Source organism: Pseudomonas fragi, assembly GCF_900105835.1.
Classification (GTDB): Bacteria; Pseudomonadota; Gammaproteobacteria; order Pseudomonadales; family Pseudomonadaceae; genus Aquipseudomonas; species Aquipseudomonas fragi.
This window is the reverse complement of sequence record NZ_LT629783.1, coordinates 3,053,254-3,070,701: the sequence shown is the minus strand read 5'-3', so window position 1 is coordinate 3,070,701 and position 17,448 is coordinate 3,053,254. Positions and strand designations below refer to the sequence as shown.

General features: G+C 60.6%; 16 protein-coding genes. 12 read left to right on the top strand and 4 right to left on the bottom strand.

The annotated features are described in order from the left end of the window. Positions 1-10 precede the first annotated feature (10 nt). The 4 genes from BLU25_RS13970 to BLU25_RS13955 all read left to right on the top strand — a co-directional run bounded on the left by BLU25_RS13970 (position 11) and on the right by BLU25_RS13955 (position 3,785). Entirely contained in the window at positions 11-1,138 is a 1,128-nt protein-coding gene (locus BLU25_RS13970) for a uroporphyrinogen-III C-methyltransferase (protein ID WP_016783000.1), read from the top strand. Then, positions 1,135-2,376: a heme biosynthesis protein HemY gene (locus tag BLU25_RS13965; RefSeq protein ID WP_016783001.1), complete on the top strand. Its 1,242-nt coding sequence runs from the start codon at positions 1,135-1,137 to the stop codon at positions 2,374-2,376. Before BLU25_RS13970 ends, BLU25_RS13965 begins: the two co-directional genes overlap by 4 nt. Before the next feature lie 220 nt (positions 2,377-2,596). After that, a complete protein-coding gene (locus BLU25_RS13960) occupies positions 2,597-3,124 on the top strand; it encodes a disulfide bond formation protein B (protein WP_016783002.1) in 528 nt (175 codons plus the stop codon). Positions 3,125-3,314: 190 nt separating this feature from the next. After that, positions 3,315-3,785, top strand: coding sequence for an Rsd/AlgQ family anti-sigma factor (locus tag BLU25_RS13955; protein WP_016783003.1), 471 nt, complete (start codon positions 3,315-3,317; stop codon positions 3,783-3,785). Between the two features lie 58 nt (positions 3,786-3,843). On the opposite strand, the gene BLU25_RS13950 is transcribed toward BLU25_RS13955, so the two are convergent. Beyond that, the gene (locus BLU25_RS13950; RefSeq protein ID WP_016783004.1) at positions 3,844-4,509 is read right to left on the bottom strand and encodes an FKBP-type peptidyl-prolyl cis-trans isomerase; all 666 of its coding nucleotides are present in this window, start codon (positions 4,507-4,509) and stop codon (positions 3,844-3,846) included. Positions 4,510-4,756: 247 nt separating this feature from the next. Between BLU25_RS13950 and BLU25_RS13945 the strand changes: the two genes are divergently transcribed. Beyond that, a complete protein-coding gene (locus BLU25_RS13945; RefSeq protein ID WP_083369689.1) occupies positions 4,757-5,722 on the top strand; it encodes an AlgP family protein in 966 nt (321 codons plus the stop codon). Here BLU25_RS13945 and BLU25_RS13940 read toward each other — a convergent pair. Beyond that, positions 5,719-6,177: a TIGR02444 family protein gene (locus BLU25_RS13940; RefSeq protein ID WP_016783006.1), complete on the bottom strand. Its 459-nt coding sequence runs from the start codon at positions 6,175-6,177 to the stop codon at positions 5,719-5,721. The genes BLU25_RS13945 and BLU25_RS13940 overlap by 4 nt on opposite strands. 50 nt (positions 6,178-6,227) lie before the next feature. On the opposite strand from BLU25_RS13940, the gene BLU25_RS13935 reads away from it, so the two are divergent. From BLU25_RS13935 to BLU25_RS13915, 5 genes are all read left to right on the top strand, one after another. Continuing rightward, positions 6,228-8,138, top strand: a complete 1,911-nt coding sequence (locus tag BLU25_RS13935) for an ATP-binding cassette domain-containing protein (RefSeq protein ID WP_016783007.1) — start codon at positions 6,228-6,230, stop codon at positions 8,136-8,138. Beyond that, entirely contained in the window at positions 8,138-8,695 is a 558-nt protein-coding gene (locus BLU25_RS13930) for a mechanosensitive ion channel family protein (RefSeq protein ID WP_016783008.1), read from the top strand. Before BLU25_RS13935 ends, BLU25_RS13930 begins: the two co-directional genes overlap by 1 nt. Before the next feature lie 218 nt (positions 8,696-8,913). Next, positions 8,914-9,546 carry a LysE family transporter gene (locus BLU25_RS13925; protein ID WP_016783009.1) on the top strand — a complete coding sequence of 211 codons (633 nt, stop codon included), beginning with the start codon at positions 8,914-8,916 and terminating at the stop codon, positions 9,544-9,546. Between the two features lie 66 nt (positions 9,547-9,612). Next, positions 9,613-11,511 carry a cytochrome c/FTR1 family iron permease gene (locus BLU25_RS13920; RefSeq protein WP_016783010.1) on the top strand — a complete coding sequence of 633 codons (1,899 nt, stop codon included), beginning with the start codon at positions 9,613-9,615 and terminating at the stop codon, positions 11,509-11,511. A gap of 136 nt (positions 11,512-11,647) precedes the next feature. Beyond that, positions 11,648-12,100 carry a YaiI/YqxD family protein gene (locus BLU25_RS13915; protein ID WP_016783011.1) on the top strand — a complete coding sequence of 151 codons (453 nt, stop codon included), beginning with the start codon at positions 11,648-11,650 and terminating at the stop codon, positions 12,098-12,100. On the opposite strand, the gene elbB is transcribed toward BLU25_RS13915, so the two are convergent. After that, a complete protein-coding gene (elbB, locus tag BLU25_RS13910) occupies positions 12,101-12,766 on the bottom strand; it encodes an isoprenoid biosynthesis glyoxalase ElbB (RefSeq protein WP_016783012.1) in 666 nt (221 codons plus the stop codon). Between the two features lie 108 nt (positions 12,767-12,874). Between elbB and BLU25_RS13905 the strand changes: the two genes are divergently transcribed. Next, positions 12,875-14,113, top strand: a complete 1,239-nt coding sequence (locus BLU25_RS13905) for a sterol desaturase family protein (RefSeq protein ID WP_016783013.1) — start codon at positions 12,875-12,877, stop codon at positions 14,111-14,113. On the opposite strand, the gene BLU25_RS13900 is transcribed toward BLU25_RS13905, so the two are convergent. Continuing rightward, positions 14,091-14,711, bottom strand: coding sequence for a DedA family protein (locus tag BLU25_RS13900; RefSeq protein ID WP_016783014.1), 621 nt, complete (start codon positions 14,709-14,711; stop codon positions 14,091-14,093). The genes BLU25_RS13905 and BLU25_RS13900 overlap by 23 nt on opposite strands. A gap of 446 nt (positions 14,712-15,157) precedes the next feature. Between BLU25_RS13900 and ppk1 the strand changes: the two genes are divergently transcribed. Further along, a complete protein-coding gene (gene ppk1 / locus BLU25_RS13895; protein ID WP_083369688.1) occupies positions 15,158-17,395 on the top strand; it encodes a polyphosphate kinase 1 in 2,238 nt (745 codons plus the stop codon). Positions 17,396-17,448 lie beyond the last annotated feature (53 nt).

Sequence of the window (17,448 nt, the reverse complement as noted above, 5' to 3'; positions counted from 1 at the left end):
GGATGGATTCGTGAGCGAAACAGTCTTGTCCAAAGAACCCGTACAGCCCGCGCCAGAAGCGCCGGTTAAACAAGCCGAACCTGCACCGCAAGGGCGGGGCAATGGTCTGGCCGTTGTCGCTCTGTTGCTGGGCGCTGCCGGTGTAGCCGTGGGTGGCTGGGGGGTGTGGCAGGTGCGTCAACTGCAAGCTGCCACCACTGAGCAACTGAGCGACGTACCCGCCCTGGCCGCGCAAACGCTGTCGATCAAGCAGGGCGAGCAACAACTGCTGACCCGGCTCAACCAGTTGCCTTCGGCCAGTGAGCTGGATAATCAGCGCCAATTGGTCGTGCAACTGCAAGGCGATCAGCAGCGCCTGAACCAGCGCCTTGAAACCGTGTTGGGCGAGAGCCGCAAGGACTGGCGTCTGGCCGAGGCCGAGCACTTGTTGCGCCTGGCCACCTTGCGCTTGTCGGCCCTGCAAGACATCAGCAGCGCCCAGGCCCTGGTGCAGGGCGCAGACGCGATTTTGCGCGAGCAAAACGACCCGGGCTCTTATGCCGCCCGTGAACAACTGGCCAAAAGCCTGACGGCCCTGCGCAGCGTTGAGCAACCGGACCGTACCGGCCTGTTTTTGCAGCTGGCGGCCTTGCGTGATCAAGTGGCGCAGCTCAGTGCCCTGGCCCCGGCCTATCAGAACCAGGGTGATTCGCTGGCAAGCCTCACCGCTGATGGCGATGGCGCGAGCCGTTGGGCCCAGTGGTGGGAGGAGATCTCGCATTACATCCGCATTGATTTCAATGCCGATAAAAATGTGCGCCCGCTATTGGCCGGCCAGAGTCTGACCCAGGTTCGCCTGGCCTTGAGCCTGGCGCTGGAGCAAGCCCAGTGGGCCGCGCTCAATGGTCAGGAGCCGGTTTACACCCGGGCTTTGGAGCAGGCGCAAGACGTCCTCAAGGGCAACTTCAATGCGGATAACCCGCAGAGCAAAAAAATCCTTGAGCAAGTGATCGAGCTCAGCAAGCAGCCGGTCACGGTCAAGACCCCGGATCTCGCCGGGGCCTTGAGTGCGGTGCAGGCTTACCTCGAACGTCGGCATGTGAGTGCCGACGAGCCGGGCAAAGCGGCCGCCAGCCCTGCGCAGGAGGCCCATCCATGAAGCGTTTCTATGTGATTGTGTTTTTGTTGATTGCAGCTGCGGCCTGCATCGGCCTGGCAATCGCTGAAGACGCGGGCTATGTGCTGATCGCCTATAAAAACTTCCGCTACGAATCCAGCGTGTGGGCAACCCTCGCCCTGCTGGCCGTGCTGTGGTTGCTGGTATGGGGCATCAAGCTGCTGGTGGAGCTGGTTACGGCGTCTACCGGGCTGGTGAACCCGTGGTCGCGGCGCAACCGCAGCCGTCGGGTACAGATCGCCATCGAGCAAGGCCAGATGGACCTTGCCGAGGGCCGTTGGGCCAGCGCACAGAAGCACCTGGCCCGTGCCGCCGAAGCCGAACCACAGCCATTGCTCTACTACCTGGGTGCTGCGCGTGCGGCCAATGAGCAGGGGCACTACGAAGAAAGCGACAACCTGCTGGAGCGTGCATTGGAGCGTCAGCCCCAGGCCGAACTGGCAATTGCCCTGAGCCATGCCCAGTTGCAGGTGGACCGCGCCGACACAGATGGCGCGCTGGCGACCTTGCAAGCCATGCACGAGCGCCATCCGCATAACGTCCAGGTACTGCGTCAGTTGCAGCGCCTGCACCAGCAGCGGGGCGACTGGACGGCGTTGATCCGCCTGCTGCCGGAGCTGCGCAAGGACAAGGTATTGCCGGCCAAGGAACTGGCAGAGCTGGAGCGTCGCGCCTGGGGGCAGAACCTGAGCCTGGCGGCCCAGCGTGAAACGGAGGGCGAGGCGGGGCTGCAGTCGCTGCAGCGCGCCTGGCAACAGCTTACCTCGGCCCAGCGCCAGGAGCCCGCACTGGTGCTGGCCTATGCTGAGCAATTGCGCCAGCTGGGCGCACAAGCCGAAGCCGAAGAAGTACTGCGTGGGGCGCTCAAGCGCAGTTACGACAGCCACCTGGTGCGCCTCTACGGCCTGCTGCGCGGCAGCGACCCGGTCAAGCAGCTGCAGACTGCCGAAGGCTGGCTCAAAAGCCATCAAGGCGACGCCAGCCTGCTCTTGACCTTGGGCCGCCTGTGCCTGCAAAACAGCTTGTGGGGCAAGGCGCGGGACTACCTTGAAAGCAGCCTGAAGGTTGAACGCAACCCGGAAACCTGTGCCGAGCTGGCGCGGTTGCTTGCCCAGTTGGGTGATACGGCGCGCAGCAACCAATTGTTCCAGGAGGGTCTGAATTTGCTCGATGAGCGTTTGCTGGCCTCGCCTTTGCCGGCCACTGCCACAAGCCTGTGACAGCGTCAGCCTGGCGTGTGTTTCGGCACGCGTCAGGCTGGGCTGAGTCGTCCGTGAATGCTGCATGAGTTGGTATTTCCTACTCTGCAAGTTCTGAATACTTCACGCTTCTGTAGGTTTTTCCCCGCTTCCTTCAGGACGTATCCCCTTAAGGCCACCTTGAAAGGGTCAATGGCTTTCATCTACCGTAACCAGCTGTCTATTTTGTTACGGAAAAGCCATGTTTTTGGCAGGCTCACGTTTCATTTTCTTTTTGGCCTTTGCAGTCGGTGCCTTGGTGCTGGGCGCTACTTTTTACCTGGAGTACGGGCCGGGGCTTAAACCTTGTTGGTTATGTCAGGTGCAGCGCTTTTTCTTGCTGGGTTTCTGTTTCGTCAACTTGATGGCTTATGCCCATGCCCCCAAAAGGGTTGGCCTGTGGTGTTACTCCCTTGCCTCCTCGTTGTTTGCGCTGGGCGGCGCGGCGAGTGCCTTGCGCCAGGTATGGCTGCAACAGCTGGAGCCCGATCAGTTGGTGGGTTGCCCGCCGGAAGTGGCGTGCAGTTGGCACGACATGTCGGCGTGGGAAATCATTTCGATGATTTATCGCGGCAGTGAAGACTGTGCGCATGTTCACTGGACTGTATTTGACTTGAGTATTCCCGAGTTGAGCCTGCTGGCCTTTCTCGTGCTCATTGCTCTTGGTCTCTTTCAGATAAGTCGCTCGCTTAATTGCTACAAATTACCGCGTGGCTGCGACGTGAAGTAGCACTTGGGATTAAACACTTGTATGAATTTTCTCTCGTGCGTACCTTGAAGCAGTAGCCGAGCGGGCATAATCTGGCCCGCACGTATCACGGAGTTATGCCGCCCAATGCCCGTGCCATCGCGCAGGTTTTGGTTCACACAGGCCCGGCTGATGTCGGGTGGCATGGGCCCACAAGGGAAGAGAGATCATCATGCTCGAAAGATGCGAGAGTGCTCAGGAACGTTTCAACGGCGTCCACCAGCTGGTAGACCGCTGGTTGCATGAGCGTCGTAAACTTGTGAAGGCTTATGCCGCTCTGCTAGAGCAGCAAAACAACCCCAAGCGTGGGCCGCAAAAAGAATTTTGCCAGTTGCTGGTCGACTACGTTTCCGCAGGTCATTTCGAGATTTACGAGCAGCTCAATCAGGAGGCCAAGGCCTTTAATGATGAGCGCGGGCTTGCCCTGGCCGAGACCATTTACCCGCGTATCAATGTGATTACCGAAGCCGCCCTGGCGTTCAACGATCATTGTGACGGCAAGGCCCATCGCCCTGACTGCGACAAGCTGGCAGAAGAGATCAAGGTGTTGGGCGCTCTGCTCGATGAGCGCTTTGAGCTTGAGGACTGCCTGATCGAAGTGCTGCACAGCGCGCACAAGCAGAAAGAAGCCGCCCAGGCGTAGGCCGCAACCCATTTAAAAAACGGTGCGCAATGGCGCGCCGTTTTTCGTTTTTGAGCGGTTATTTTCGCGTAGCGAACAGTTCGATCTCAAATACCAGTGGCGTATTGGGCGCAATCAAATCCCCGGCACCCTGGGCGCCGTAGGCTTGGCTGGAAGGTATCGCCAGGCGCCATTTGGCGCCTACTGGCATCTGCACCAAGGCACTGCGCCAGCCGGCGATCACGCTGTCCAGGCGAAACCATTGAGGTTGGCTGCTGTGGTCGAACACGCTGCCATCAGGCAGTAGCCCCACATAGCTCACATACACCGAATCTTTCGGGCCGGGCTTGGCCCCTTTGCCGGGCTTGAGTTCGGTGAGGATGATGCCGTCCGCCAATTCGCGAGCTTGCGGCTGCTGTTTTTCGACCATCAAGAAAACATCTTCAGCGCTAAGGGCCGCATTGATGCCTGGCTGCGCCTGCCCGGGGTCTGACTGAGCCTGATGCAGCGCCAGAATCTGCCCGATGCGTTCATTCGTCAGGGCCAGCGGTTTGCCTTGGTAGGCGGTATTCAGGCCATCGATCAAGGCCTGGATCTGCAGCTCGGGGACTTCCTGGCGCAAGCGTTCGCCCAGGCTTGCACCCATGCTGTAGGCCAGGTCGTGAGCGTCGCCGGGGGTCGAGGGCGGGGCGGCATGGGCCAAAGGCACAAGGCACAACAACGGCAAAAACAAGTAACGCGGCATGGGGGTTCTCCGGCGTGATGTGCGAGCGATTATGCCAGCGCCCGAGCGGCGCCGATGGTTTAATTCGAGGGCCTGGAAGACGTTTGGGCACTCATTGAATTTAGCGGTATTGGCCGTTAAAGATTGATCCAGCACAAGTTTTTCGACGTCATGCAACGCGCAGCTATCCTTAGTGTCAACATGCTCTAGCGGCGGTAGTTGCAGAGGTCTAGTATGAGCCGCACTCACTTCAGCCAGGAGGTAAACCATGTCGGCCAATAAGAAGCCCGTTAATACGCCGTTGCACTTGCTCCAACAGCTCTCAGGCAGCCTGCTTGAGCATTTGGAAAACGCTTGCTCCCAAGCGTTGGCTGATGCTGAGAAACTGCTCGCCAAGCTTGAAAAACAGCGTGGCAAAGCACAGGAAAAACTGCACAAGTCCCGCGCCAAACTGCAGGACGCCGCCAATGCTGGTAAATCCAAGGCTCAGGCCAAGGCCAAGGCCGGGGTCAAAGAGCTTGAGCAATTGCTCGATTCGCTCAAGGATCGCCAGACCGAAACACGCACTTATATCCTGCAACTCAAGCGCGATGCGCAAGAAAGCCTGAAGCTGGCCCAGGGTATCGGTCGAGTGAAAGAAGCCGTTGGCAAGGCTTTGTCGAGCCGTGATGCCAAGCCTGCAGCCGCGGCAAAAAAACCGGCTGCCAAAGCGGCTGCCAAGGCTCCGGCAAAAGCCGCCGCCAAGCCCGCCACCAAAGTAGCTGCGGCTAAACCTGCAGCCAAACCCGTGGCAGCAAAACCTGCAGCAGCCCGGCCGGCAGCCAAGCCTGCAGCGGCCAGAACGGCTGCGGCCAAACCTGCCGCCAAGCCCGCAGCAGCCAAACCGGTAGCCGCCAAGGCACCGGTCAAGGCAGCGGTAAAAGCGCCCGTCAAAGCCCCGGTAAAAGTCGCGGCAAAACCTGCAGCTAAAACCGCAGCGGCCAAGCCTGCTGCTAAACCTGTCGCGGCCAAACCTGCCGCCAAGCCAGCAGCCAAGCCTGCCGCCAAGCCAGCAGCCAAGCCTGCCGTGAAAAGGCCCGCCGCCGCAAAACCTGCCGCAAAACCTGCCGCCAAACCGGCTGCCACACCTGCCAAGCCCGCTGTGGCATCCGCAGCCGCCGCACCGGCTACAGCCCCTGCGCCAACCCCGGCCACCGCAACAAACTCGGCTACGACCCCAGCCAGCGCTTCCTAAGCGCCATTGATTGCGACGCGCAGCGTCTGCAGCGCGTCGCAATCAGGGTGACCGGCATCGCTGGCCATCCTCTGCAGCCAATCGCAAGCGCCTTGCGATTGCTCCCAGCTTTGAGTCACTGACTCCAGGCGTCGCAACAATGTCCGTTCAGCCTCCAGCTCCAATGCCTTGACCTGCACGCGCAGCGCTGCCAGTACATCGTCGTGGGCGGCCGCTTCTCGCCATTGGGTGCGCAGCTGTCGCAAGGGCTGCACCACCTCGCGCTGCCAGGGCCCGGCACAGGCGCTTAACTGCCCCAGGCGCGATTCATCGCAGGCCACGCCACGCGTTTCAAGCCAGGCGGCGCACAACAGCAGGCACACATCCATGCCCCGGCTCTGCAGGTCAAGGCAGGCCTGCTCCACCCCGGGCCGGGCGTAGAGGTTCAAACAGTAATTCCACAGGTCAGTCTGCATAGTGCAATTCGCGCCAGTTGAGAGGGAAGCTGGTAGACTCCGCCGCCATTATGATCCGACTTCAGAACCTGACTTTACAGCGTGGCCCGCAACGTCTGCTAGAAGACGCCGAGCTGACCCTGCACGCCGGCCACAAAGCCGGTCTGGTCGGCGCCAATGGCGCCGGTAAATCCACTTTGTTCGCCTTGCTGCTGGGTGAGTTGACGCCTGATTCCGGGGATTGTCTGCTCCCGGCCGACTGGCGGATCGCTCATATGCGCCAGGAAATCGACACCCTCGACCGCATTGCCATCGACTATGTGCTCGATGGCGACCAGCGCCTGCGCCAGGTGCAGGCCGATCTGGCCAGGGCCGAAGCCGACGAGGACGGTGCCGCACAGGCGCGCCTGCATTCCGAGCTGGACAGCGCCGACGGCTACACCGCCGATGCACGGGCACGCAAAATGCTCGCCGGGCTGGGCTTTACCAATGAGCAAATGGATCGCCCGGTTGCCGACTTCTCCGGTGGCTGGCGGATGCGCCTTAACCTCGCTCAGGCCCTGATGTGCCCGTCGGATCTGTTGTTGCTCGATGAGCCGACCAACCACCTGGACCTCGACGCCATCCTGTGGCTGGAAGACTTCCTCAAGAACTACCCCGGCACCCTGCTGTTGATCTCCCACGACCGGGACTTTCTCGATGCCGTGGTCGACAACATCGCCCACGTCGACCAGCGCAAGATCACCCTCTACCGGGGTGGTTACAGCGCATTCGAACGTGCCCGTGCCGAACGCCTGGCCCAGCAACAGCAGGCCTACGAGAAGCAGCAGGCGCAACGTGCGCACATGGAAAGTTACATCGCCCGCTTCAAGGCTCAGGCCACCAAGGCCCGTCAGGCGCAAAGCCGGATCAAGGCCCTTGAGCGCATGGAAGAACTGAGTGCGGCCCATGTGGACTCGCCGTTCGACTTTGTGTTCCGCGAGGCGGTCAAACTCTCCAGCCCGTTGCTGGACTTGTCCGATGCCCGTCTGGGCTATGGCGACAAAACCATCCTGGAGAAGGTCAAGCTGCAGCTGGTTCCGGGCGCCCGTATCGGCTTGCTCGGGCCAAACGGCGCGGGTAAATCGACCCTGATCAAAAACCTCGCAGGCGAGCTGGAGCCGCTGTCGGGCCGCCTGGCCCGTGGCGAGAACCTGGTGGTGGGCTACTTTGCCCAGCACCAGCTTGACTCACTGGACTCCAAGGCCAGCCCGTTGCTGCATATGCAGCGCCTGGCGCCGACCGAGCGTGAACAGACCCTGCGCGACTTCCTCGGTGGTTTCGACTTCCGTGGTGCGCGTATTGACGAGCCGGTACTTAATTTCTCCGGCGGCGAAAAAGCTCGCCTGGCATTGGCGTTGATCGCCTGGGGCCGGCCGAACCTGCTGCTGCTCGACGAACCCACCAACCACCTTGACCTCGAAATGCGTCTGGCGCTGACCATGGCCTTGCAAGAGTTCAGCGGTGCGGTGCTGGTGGTATCTCACGATCGGCATTTGCTCAAAAGCACCACGGATGAGTTCATGCTGGTCGCTGACGGCAAGGTGCAGGAATTCGACGGCGACCTCGAAGACTACGCGCGCTGGCTGGCCGACTACCGCTTGCGCAACGCGCCGGTGAGCAACACGCCGGTCAACCCTGACAAGACCGATAAAAAGGCTCAGCGTCAGGCCGCGGCGGCGTTGCGTCAGCAACTGGCACCGCACAAGCGCGAAGCCGACAAGCTTGAGAGCGAACTGGGCAAGATCAACGAAAAGCTGGCGAAAATCGAAACCAGTCTGGGCGACAGCGCTGTTTACGAGGCGGCGCGCAAAGATGAGTTGCGTGATCTGCTGGCGGAACAGGCCAAGCTCAAAGTGCTCGAAAGCCAGCTGGAAGAGCGCTGGATGGAATCGCTGGAATTGCTTGAGTCCATGCAAGCAGAACTGGAAGCCCTGTCCTGATGGAAGCCCTGCACTTGCCTGTGCCCGCAGAACTGATCGCCCCCCTGTGGATTGGTGTGCAGATTCTGCTGATCCTGCTGGCGGGTTACTTTTCCCAGCGTGTGGTGGCGCGTTTTCTGACGCGCCTCAGCGAGCGTTACCCGTTTCCGCCGCAACTGATGATGCCGCTGCGCGGGGGCTTGCGCTGGTTCATCATGGGCAGCGCAGTGATCGTGGTGCTGGAGCGCCTGGGTGTTTCGGCCACGGTGTTGTGGACGGCGCTGTCGGGCTTTGTGGCGGTGGCGGCGATTGCCTTCTTCGCCATGTGGAGCGTGCTTTCCAACCTGCTCTGCGCGGTGCTGATCTTCACCGTGGGGCCGTTTCGCATCGGCGATGTGGTGGAGCTGCTCGACACGCTGGACAAGCCCGGGGTCAAAGGCCGCGTCGTGGCCATCAACCTGCTGTACACCACCCTGATCGAGCCTGCGGAATCGGGCAGTGGCAGCAGCATGGTACAAGTGCCCAACAGCCTGTTCTTCCAGCGCTCGGTGCGCCGCTGGCGCGAAAGCGACCTGTAACGGTAACTGTGCAGAGAGTAGCTCCTGAGTGTTGCCAATCCTGTGGGAGCGGGCTTGCTCGCGATGGCATCACCGCAATGCTCCAGATGCACCGCGGCGCCTGTATCGCGAGCAGGCCCGCTCCCACAGAATCAGCCGTCACCTCAAAAAACGGTGGTCAATTTTCAACCAGCGCATTAGCTTAAGGGACTTGTTACAGATCTTGTCCGAGGTGTGCGATGTCGTTGGAAACGTGGTTGGCCTTTTTTGCTGCCTGTTGGGTGATCAGCCTGTCCCCCGGCGCCGGCGCGATTGCCTCGATGTCGTGCGGTCTGCAGTACGGTTTCTGGCGTGGTTACTGGAACGCCCTGGGCCTGCAACTGGGCCTTGCGTTGCAAATCGCCATTGTCGCTGCCGGTGTTGGCGCCATCCTCGCCGCATCGTCCACCGCTTTCTACGCGATCAAATGGTTTGGCGTCGCCTACCTCATCTACCTTGCGGTCAAGCAGTGGCGCGCGCTGCCAGCAGACCTGAGCGATGACGCGGCCGTACGCCCCATCGGCAAGCCGCTGGCCCTGGTGTTCCGTGGCTTTCTGGTCAATGTCAGCAACCCCAAGGCGCTGGTGTTCATGCTCGCGGTACTGCCGCAATTCGTAAACCCGGCCGCGCCGCTGGTGTCCCAATACCTGACGCTGGGCGTGACCATGATCTGCGTCGACCTGATCGTCATGGCCGGTTATACCGGGCTGGCGTCCAAGGTCCTGCGCCTGCTGCGTACCCCCAAACAACAGCGGCGCATGAACCGCACCTTTGCTGGCCTGTTTGTCGGTGCAGCGGGTTTTCTGGCGACGTTGCATCGCGCCACCACCTAAAGGCCTTGAGTCGGGATGATGGGAAGTGAACAATATGTTACTTCTCATTTCCATCCGGATTGATCGATGACCTCCCGCTCGCGTTTTTTGGCATGGCTACTGCTGCCCGTGCTCGCGTTGTGCAGCCTTGTTGCTTCTGCCAACACCCCGGAAGGCGCCTCACAAGCGCTGCACCTGATTGACTACATTGGCGCGGACTATCCGCCCACGGTTGAAAACGGCAAGGTCATCGACGAGACCGAATACCGCGAGCAACTCGAATTTCTGGCGGTGCTCAAGGGCCTGATCGCGGACTTGCCGCAACGCCCTGAGCGTGACGAGCTGGTGCAGGGCGTAAATGCCCTGCAAACCGCCATCGAACAGCGCGAAGACGGCACCGCCGTTGCGCGTGAAGCGCGCCAGCTGGGGGCCAAACTGGCCGTGGCCTACGAGGTCAGCCAAGCGCCTGCCATTACCCCCGATCCCACCCGCGGTGCACCCCTGTACGCCCAGCATTGCTCGGTGTGCCACGGTGAAACCGGCGCCGGTGATGGCCCGGCAAGCGTGGGCATGACGCCACCGCCAGCCAACCTGCGCGATGCCCAGCGCCTGGACCGCCTGAGCCTCTACGCGATCTACAACACCCTTGGCCTGGGCGTTGAAGGCACTGATATGCCGTCGTTTGCCGACCAGCTGGACGAACGCCAGCGTTGGGACCTGGCCACCTATATCGCCGGGCTGAGTGCCAATCCACAGGCCGCCAAGGCAGACAAAACCTACAATCTGGCGGACCTTGCCCGTCAAACCCCCAATGAAGTGCTGGCGGCTGAAGGCCCCGAGGCGACGGCCACGTTCCGTGCCCAGCGGGCACAACCGCCGCAAGTCAAACGCGGCCCGGCGCAGTTGCTCGACTACACCAGCGCCACCCTGGACAAAAGCCTCGCGGCGTACCGCGCCGGCGACCGTGAACAAGCCTACGACCTGTCGGTAGCAGCGTATCTGGAAGGTTTTGAACTGGTCGAAAGCTCGCTGGATAACGTCGACGCCAACGTGCGCAAAAGCACCGAAAAAGCCCTGATGGCCTATCGGCAATCGTTGCAGGACGGCTTGCCGATCGAGCAGGTCGAGCAGCGCCTGGAGGCTGCCAAAGCCTTGTTGAAAGAGTCGGCCGGGCTGCTGGGCAGCGATGGCCTGAGCTGGACCTTGAGTTACGTCTCGGGCCTGCTGATTTTGTTGCGTGAAGGTCTGGAAGCGATTCTGGTGCTGGCTGCGATCCTGGCTTTCTTGCGCAATACCGGCCAGCAATCGGCGGTGCGCAGCGTCAATATTGGCTGGGGCCTGGCATTGGTGGCGGGGCTCGCGACCTGGGCGCTGGCGGCCTATGTGATTGACGTCAGCGGTGCCCAGCGCGAGCTACTGGAAGGCTGCACGGCCTTGTTTGCCAGCGTCATGGTGCTGTGGCTGGGTGTGTGGATGCACGACCGGCGCCACGCGGCGGCCTGGCAGGACTACATCAAAAGCAGCTTGGTCAGCGGAGGCGGGCGTTTTGGTTTTGCGATCCTGGCGTTCTTCTCGGTGTACCGCGAACTGTTCGAAGTGATCCTGTTCTACGAAACCCTGTGGCTGCAAGCCGGCCCGGCCGGGCACAACGCAGTACTGGCGGGTGGTGCCACGGCGCTGGTGCTGCTGATGGGGCTGGCATGGATCATCCTGCGGGGCTCGGCCAAGTTGCCTTTGGCGCTGTTTTTCAGCATCAATGCCGCGCTGCTGTGCGCCTTGTCGGTGGTTTTCGCCGGGCATGGTGTGAAAGCGCTGCAAGAGGCGGGTATCTTCGGCACAAGGCCTGTGGCGTTCTTTGACTTCGACTGGCTGGGCATTCACGCCGATGCGTACTCGCTGACAGCGCAGGCTGTAGCGATTATGGCGATCATCGTGTTGTACAGCCGTAGCAAGCTGGCGGAAAAACGTCGGGTGCAGGCTTCGTAAATCGTTATACACCTCCCCTTTGGGGGCGCGGGCTTGCTCGCGATACAGGCGGCGCGGTGCATCTGAAGCATCGCGCTGATGCCATCGCGAGCAAGCCCGCTCCCACAGGATCGGCAACCCTCAGGAGCTATTCTTTATGCGTGTCTGGATCGACGCAGATGCATGCCCCAAGGCGGCGAAGGATCAGGTTATCAAGTTCGCCCTCAAGCGCCAGTTTGAAGTGGTGCTGGTGGCAGGGCAGAGCCAGATCAAGCCAACCTATGCGCTGGTCAAACTGATTGTGGTGCCCAGCGGCCCGGATGCGGCGGATGATTATCTGGTGGAACACGCCGTGCCCGGCGAGCTGGTGATTTGCAGCGATGTGCCGCTGGCCGACCGCTTGGTCAAGAAGGGCGTCGCGGCGCTGGATCCGCGGGGCAAGGAGTTTGACCCGCAGAACATGGGTGAGCGCCTGGCGGTGCGCAATCTGTTTACCGATCTGCGCGAACAGGGCCAGGTCAGCGGCGGGCAGGGTGCCTATGGCGAACGCGACAAGCAGGCGTTCGCCAATGCCCTGGACCGGATTCTGACCCGACTGGCGCGGGGCTGATCAACTTTTTTGAGTCAGCTCCAGTACCCGGTCCACCATCTTGTTGATCCCCGACGCCGCTTCGCTGATGGATTGGGCGAGCATGTAGGCCGGGGTGCTGACCAGTTTGCGGGCCTTGTCTTCGACAATTTCCGATACTTCGCACTCCTGGTGGGTGCCGCCCATTTTGCTGACCGCCGCGGCGGTGTCTGCGTCGGTGCCGATGGTGCAAATGACGCCAGGGCCATAAATCTTGGCGGCGATGGCGGGTGAGATGCACATCAGGCCTATGGGCTTGCCCGCTTCGGCAAAGGCCTCGGCCAGGTTCAGCACATCCGCCTGGACCGAGCACGCAGCGCCTTCGGTGGCAAAGCTGGAAAGGTTTTTGGCGGCGCCAAACCCGCCCGGAATGATCAGGGCGTCAAAATCCTCGACCCTGGCTTCACGAATGTCCTTGATCTCGCCCCGGGCAATACGCGCTGATTCCACCAGCACGTTGCGGGTCTCGGGCATTGGCTCGCCGGTCAGGTGGTTGATGACGTGCAGTTGCGCAATGTCGGGGGCAAAGCACTGCACTTTGGCGCCGCGCTGGTCCAGGCGTAGCAGGGTGATCACGCTTTCGTGGATCTCGGCGCCGTCATAGACACCGCAACCGGAAAGAATCACGGCAACATTTTTTGTGGTCATATCGCTCTCCTTGTACATGGCGTTAATGTCGCCTGATTTGGCGCTTGATGCCATAGGGTTTCGCTGCAAGTGCGCCTACGCTTGATGGAATGCCGCTCGGGGTGTGCCATGAAGCTGATTCTGTATGCAGTGCCGTTTTTCTTTGTGCTGATTGCTGTCGAGCTGCTGGTCGACCGCTGGCGCGGGATGCGCACCTATCGCCTGGCTGACACCATCAGCAGCCTGAGCGCCGGTGTGCTGTCGACCACCACCGGCTTGCTGACCAAAGGCGTGGGGCTGATCACCTACGCGCTGGCGCTGAAATACTTGGCGCTGTTGCAACTGCCCGATAACAGCCTGTGGGTGTGGCTGTTTGCGTTTGTCTTCTATGACTTTTGCTACTACTGGCACCATCGCCTGGGGCATGAGCGCAACGTGCTGTGGGCCGCGCATTCGGTGCATCACCAGAGCGAGGACTACAACCTGTCCACCGCCCTGCGCCAGACCAGCACCGGGTTTGTGTTCTGCTGGGTCTTTTACCTGCCGATGGCAGTGCTGGGGGTGCCACTGCTGGTATTTGTCACGGTGGCCACCGTCAACCTGCTCTATCAGTTCTGGGTCCATACCCGCCATGTACCCAAGCTGGGCTGGTTCGAGTGGTGCTTTGTGACACCTTCCAATCATCGCGCTCACCATGCACAGAATGCTCTGTATATGGATCGCAATTACGGTGGAGTGTTCATTATCTGGGACCGTTTGTTTGGCACCTTTCAGGAAGAAGACGATGCCGAGCCGGTGATTTTCGGAGTGACCACACCGCTGCACAGCTGGAACCCGCTGTGGGCCAACTGGCAGTTCTATGGGCAGTTGCTGGCCGATGCACAGCGCACCGAACGCTGGCGCGACAAACTGCGAATCTGGTTTATGCCCACAGGCTGGCGCCCGGCGGATGTGGCAGCGAAGTACCCGATGAGCAAGCCGGATTTGAGCCGGTTCGAGAAATTCGAAGTACCTTTGCCGTTTCGCCAGCAGGTGTATCTCGCGTCGCAATTTGCAGTCTATGTGGCGCTGGGCAGTTATTTGCTGAATCTGGGCGAAAGCCTGTCGCCCCAGGCGCTGATGCTGGGCTGGGGGTATATGGCGTTGGGGTTGTTTGTGCTGGGGGCGGGCCTGGAGAACCGGCCCTGGGCGTTGAAACTCGAGTGGCTGCGCCTGGCGCTCAACGTGCCACTGGTTTGGCTGGCCCCTGTGGCGGGGCTGTGGCCGGCCAGCGCATTGGGCTGGGTCGGCCTGTTCAGCTACACGGTGTTGAGCGTGATGGGCCTGTACTTGAGCAGAGACCGCATCACTCGGCTGGCGGGTTGCTGACCTCGATGCTGCGCTTGTTCTTTTCTTCAAGTGCGGTCTGTCTGGCCAGGCGCGCATTTTTGAAGCGGCGTCTGGCCCACAGGCACAGGCCGATCAACAGCAAGGCACCGAGTACCCACAGCTCATACTTCTTGACGTTGCCCAGCAGGCCTTCGAGCACGGCGCCAAAGTGGTAGGCGGCGGTGGCCAGGGCAATGGCCCAGATCGCAGCACCAATACCGTTGAGCAGCAAGTAGCGACCCGGCGGGTAACCCGACAGGCCGATGGCCACAGGCATGACGGTGCGCAGGCCGTAGACGAAGCGGAAGCTCAGGACCCAGATATCCGGGTGCCTGCGAATGTGCTCCAGTGCCTTGTCGCCCATAAGTTGCCAGCGCGGTTTGCGCGCCAACAGTTTGCGGCCGTGCTTGCGCCCCAGGAAATACCACAGCTGGTCACCGGCATAACTGCCGAGGAACGCCACGATCATGACCAGTTTGAGGTCCATGTATCCGCGGAACGCCAAGAAGCCTGCGAGAACCAGAATGGTCTCACCTTCAAAGAACGTCCCTAGAAACAGGGCGAAGTAGCCAAATTCTTGAAGAAATTGTTGGAGCATTGTCTGGATGCTGGCGAAATGAACGCGCAGCCTACGCCTTAAGGGACGTTCGGGAAAGTATCGAAATGTGTCTTGACGTTAACAATTCCTACAATTGACGTCTATTTGACCTACATCATTGGCGTTGTCATCTAGTGTTCATGACGAGGCGTTATAACCGTGCGCGTGGAGATTATTGCCTAAAATCTGTTGGTGCTGGCTTGCCTGCGATGGGGGCTACGCGACCTGGCAGGCAAGCACGGGTGATGCCATCGCGAGCAAGCCCGCTCCCACATGCCGGTGCCTTTGGAAACAATTTTAATAAATAGCCCTCTAACCAAGCTCTGGCCCACATAAAGCGCCTTGGAGCGGTTTAAACCCACAGGCGTTGATGGCATTCTGGCAACTTGACTGCTGGTGTCGCTTAACTGTTACGAGAGTCAAACCCGCTCTTACAGGAACAATCAATGAATACCGAAGGACTTGCAGAAATCGTTGCCACTGAAGCTCAGCCGATTGCCGAGCCAGTTCCAGAAACCCCGCCTGTATCGCAAGAGCCCGCGCCCGCCGTGGCCGAGGCGCACGCGGCGGCGCATCCGGCGATTGTTGTGCCTGGCCTTGATGACAGCAGCTTGTATATTCATCGCGAGCTGTCGCAGTTGCAGTTCAATATTCGCGTGCTGGAGCAGGCGCTGGACGAGTCCTACCCGCTGCTTGAACGCTTGAAATTTTTGCTGATCTTTTCCAGCAACCTGGATGAGTTTTTCGAAATTCGTGTCGCGGGCCTGAAGAAGCAAATCACCTTCGCCCGTGAACAGGCCGGTGCCGATGGCTTGCAGCCGCACCAGGCGCTGGCCCGCATCAGTGAGCTGGTGCACGGCCATGTCGATCGCCAGTACGCGATCCTCAACGAGATCCTGCTGCCCGAGCTTGAAAAGCATCAGGTGCGCTTTATCCGCCGCCGGCACTGGAACACCAAGATCAAGGCGTGGGTGCGCAAGTTCTTCCGCGACGAAATCGCGCCGATCATCACCCCGATTGGCCTGGACCCGACGCACCCGTTCCCGTTGCTGGTGAACAAGAGCCTGAACTTTATCGTCGAGCTGGAAGGCATCGATGCCTTTGGCCGCGATTCGGGCCTGGCGATCATCCCGGCACCGCGCCTGTTACCGCGTGTGATCAAGCTGCCTGAAGACGTGGGCGGAGCAGGGGACAACTATGTGTTCCTGTCGTCGATGATTCACGCCCACGCCGATGACCTGTTTCAAGGCATGAAGGTGAAGGGCTGCTATCAGTTCCGCCTGACCCGTAACGCCGATCTGGCGGTCGATACCGAAGATGTAGAAGACCTGGCCCGTGCCCTGCGTGGCGAGTTGTTCTCGCGTCGTTACGGCGATGCCGTGCGCCTGGAAGTGGCCGACACCTGCCCTAAACACCTGTCCGACTACCTGCTCAAGCAGTTCAGCCTGCATGAGACCGAGCTGTACCAGGTCAATGGCCCGGTCAACCTGACGCGTCTGTTCAGCATCACTAGCCTCGACAGTCACCCGGAGCTGCAATACACGCCGTTCACCCCGGCGATCCCCAAGCTGTTGCAGAACAGCGAGAACATTTTTAGCGTGGTCAGCAAGCAGGACATCTTGCTGCTGCACCCGTTCGAGTCGTTTACCCCGGTGGTTGACCTGCTGCGCCAGGCGGCCAAGGATCCGCATGTACTGGCCGTGCGCCAGACCCTGTACCGCAGCGGTGCCAACTCCGAGATCGTTGATGCGCTGGTGGATGCCGCGCGCAATGGTAAGGAAGTGACTGCAGTGATCGAGCTGCGTGCGCGTTTTGACGAAGAGTCCAACCTGCAGCTGGCCAGCCGCCTGCAAGCGGCCGGTGCGGTGGTGATCTATGGTGTGGTCGGCTTCAAGACCCACGCTAAGATGATGCTGATTCTGCGCCGTGAGGCGGGCGAGATCGTGCGTTACGCCCACCTGGGCACCGGTAACTACCACGCCGGCAACGCCCGCCTGTACACCGACTACAGCCTGCTGACTTCTGATGATGCGCTGTGCGAAGACGTGGGCAAGCTGTTCAGCCAGTTGATCGGCATGGGTAAAACCCTGCGCATGAAAAAACTGCTGCATGCACCGTTCACGTTGAAGAAGGGCATGCTCGACATGATTGCCCGCGAGACCCAGTTTGCGCTTGAGGGCAAGCCGGCGCATATCATTGCCAAGTTCAACTCGCTGACCGACCCGAAAATCATTCGCGCGCTGTACAAGGCCAGCCAGTCCGGCGTGCGTATCGATCTGGTGGTGCGCGGAATGTGCTGCCTGCGTCCGGGTATTCCGGGGGTTTCGCACAATATTCATGTGCGCTCGATCATTGGCCGCTTCCTGGAGCACACGCGGGTCTTCTACTTCCTCAATGGCGGCGAAGAGCAGATGTTCCTGTCCAGTGCTGACTGGATGGAGCGCAACCTCGATAAGCGCGTTGAAACGTGCTTCCCGGTCGAGGGCAAAAAGCTGATTTTGCGGGTCAAGAAAGAGCTGGAGTGCTACCTGACCGACAACACCCACAGCTGGAGCCTGCAGTCGGACGGTCGTTACATTCGTAACACGCCAACCGGCAACCAGAACCCGCGCAGCGCCCAGGCAACCTTGCTGGAGCGTCTGAGCCTGCCTGTCCTGACGGTGAGCACCGGGCCTTCGGTATAACGCGGTAACGACTGTGGGAGCGGGCTTGCCCGCGATTGGTTCGATGCGGTGTT

What these genes read in the sequence shown, in the direction of transcription:
- BLU25_RS13965 (WP_016783001.1), top strand. Translation starts at nt 1,135, where the DNA reads ATGAAGCGTTTCTATGTGATTGTGTTTTTGTTGATTGCAGCTGCGGCC.
- BLU25_RS13960 (WP_016783002.1), top strand. Translation starts at nt 2,597, where the DNA reads ATGTTTTTGGCAGGCTCACGTTTCATTTTCTTTTTGGCCTTTGCAGTC.
- BLU25_RS13955 (WP_016783003.1), top strand. Translation starts at nt 3,315, where the DNA reads ATGCTCGAAAGATGCGAGAGTGCTCAGGAACGTTTCAACGGCGTCCAC.
- BLU25_RS13950 (WP_016783004.1), bottom strand. Translation starts at nt 4,509, where the DNA reads ATGCCGCGTTACTTGTTTTTGCCGTTGTTGTGCCTTGTGCCTTTGGCC.
- BLU25_RS13945 (WP_083369689.1), top strand. Translation starts at nt 4,757, where the DNA reads ATGTCGGCCAATAAGAAGCCCGTTAATACGCCGTTGCACTTGCTCCAA.
- BLU25_RS13940 (WP_016783006.1), bottom strand. Translation starts at nt 6,177, where the DNA reads ATGCAGACTGACCTGTGGAATTACTGTTTGAACCTCTACGCCCGGCCC.
- BLU25_RS13935 (WP_016783007.1), top strand. Translation starts at nt 6,228, where the DNA reads ATGATCCGACTTCAGAACCTGACTTTACAGCGTGGCCCGCAACGTCTG.
- BLU25_RS13930 (WP_016783008.1), top strand. Translation starts at nt 8,138, where the DNA reads ATGGAAGCCCTGCACTTGCCTGTGCCCGCAGAACTGATCGCCCCCCTG.
- BLU25_RS13925 (WP_016783009.1), top strand. Translation starts at nt 8,914, where the DNA reads ATGTCGTTGGAAACGTGGTTGGCCTTTTTTGCTGCCTGTTGGGTGATC.
- BLU25_RS13920 (WP_016783010.1), top strand. Translation starts at nt 9,613, where the DNA reads ATGACCTCCCGCTCGCGTTTTTTGGCATGGCTACTGCTGCCCGTGCTC.
- BLU25_RS13915 (WP_016783011.1), top strand. Translation starts at nt 11,648, where the DNA reads ATGCGTGTCTGGATCGACGCAGATGCATGCCCCAAGGCGGCGAAGGAT.
- elbB (WP_016783012.1), bottom strand. Translation starts at nt 12,766, where the DNA reads ATGACCACAAAAAATGTTGCCGTGATTCTTTCCGGTTGCGGTGTCTAT.
- BLU25_RS13905 (WP_016783013.1), top strand. Translation starts at nt 12,875, where the DNA reads ATGAAGCTGATTCTGTATGCAGTGCCGTTTTTCTTTGTGCTGATTGCT.
- BLU25_RS13900 (WP_016783014.1), bottom strand. Translation starts at nt 14,711, where the DNA reads ATGCTCCAACAATTTCTTCAAGAATTTGGCTACTTCGCCCTGTTTCTA.
- ppk1 (WP_083369688.1), top strand. Translation starts at nt 15,158, where the DNA reads ATGAATACCGAAGGACTTGCAGAAATCGTTGCCACTGAAGCTCAGCCG.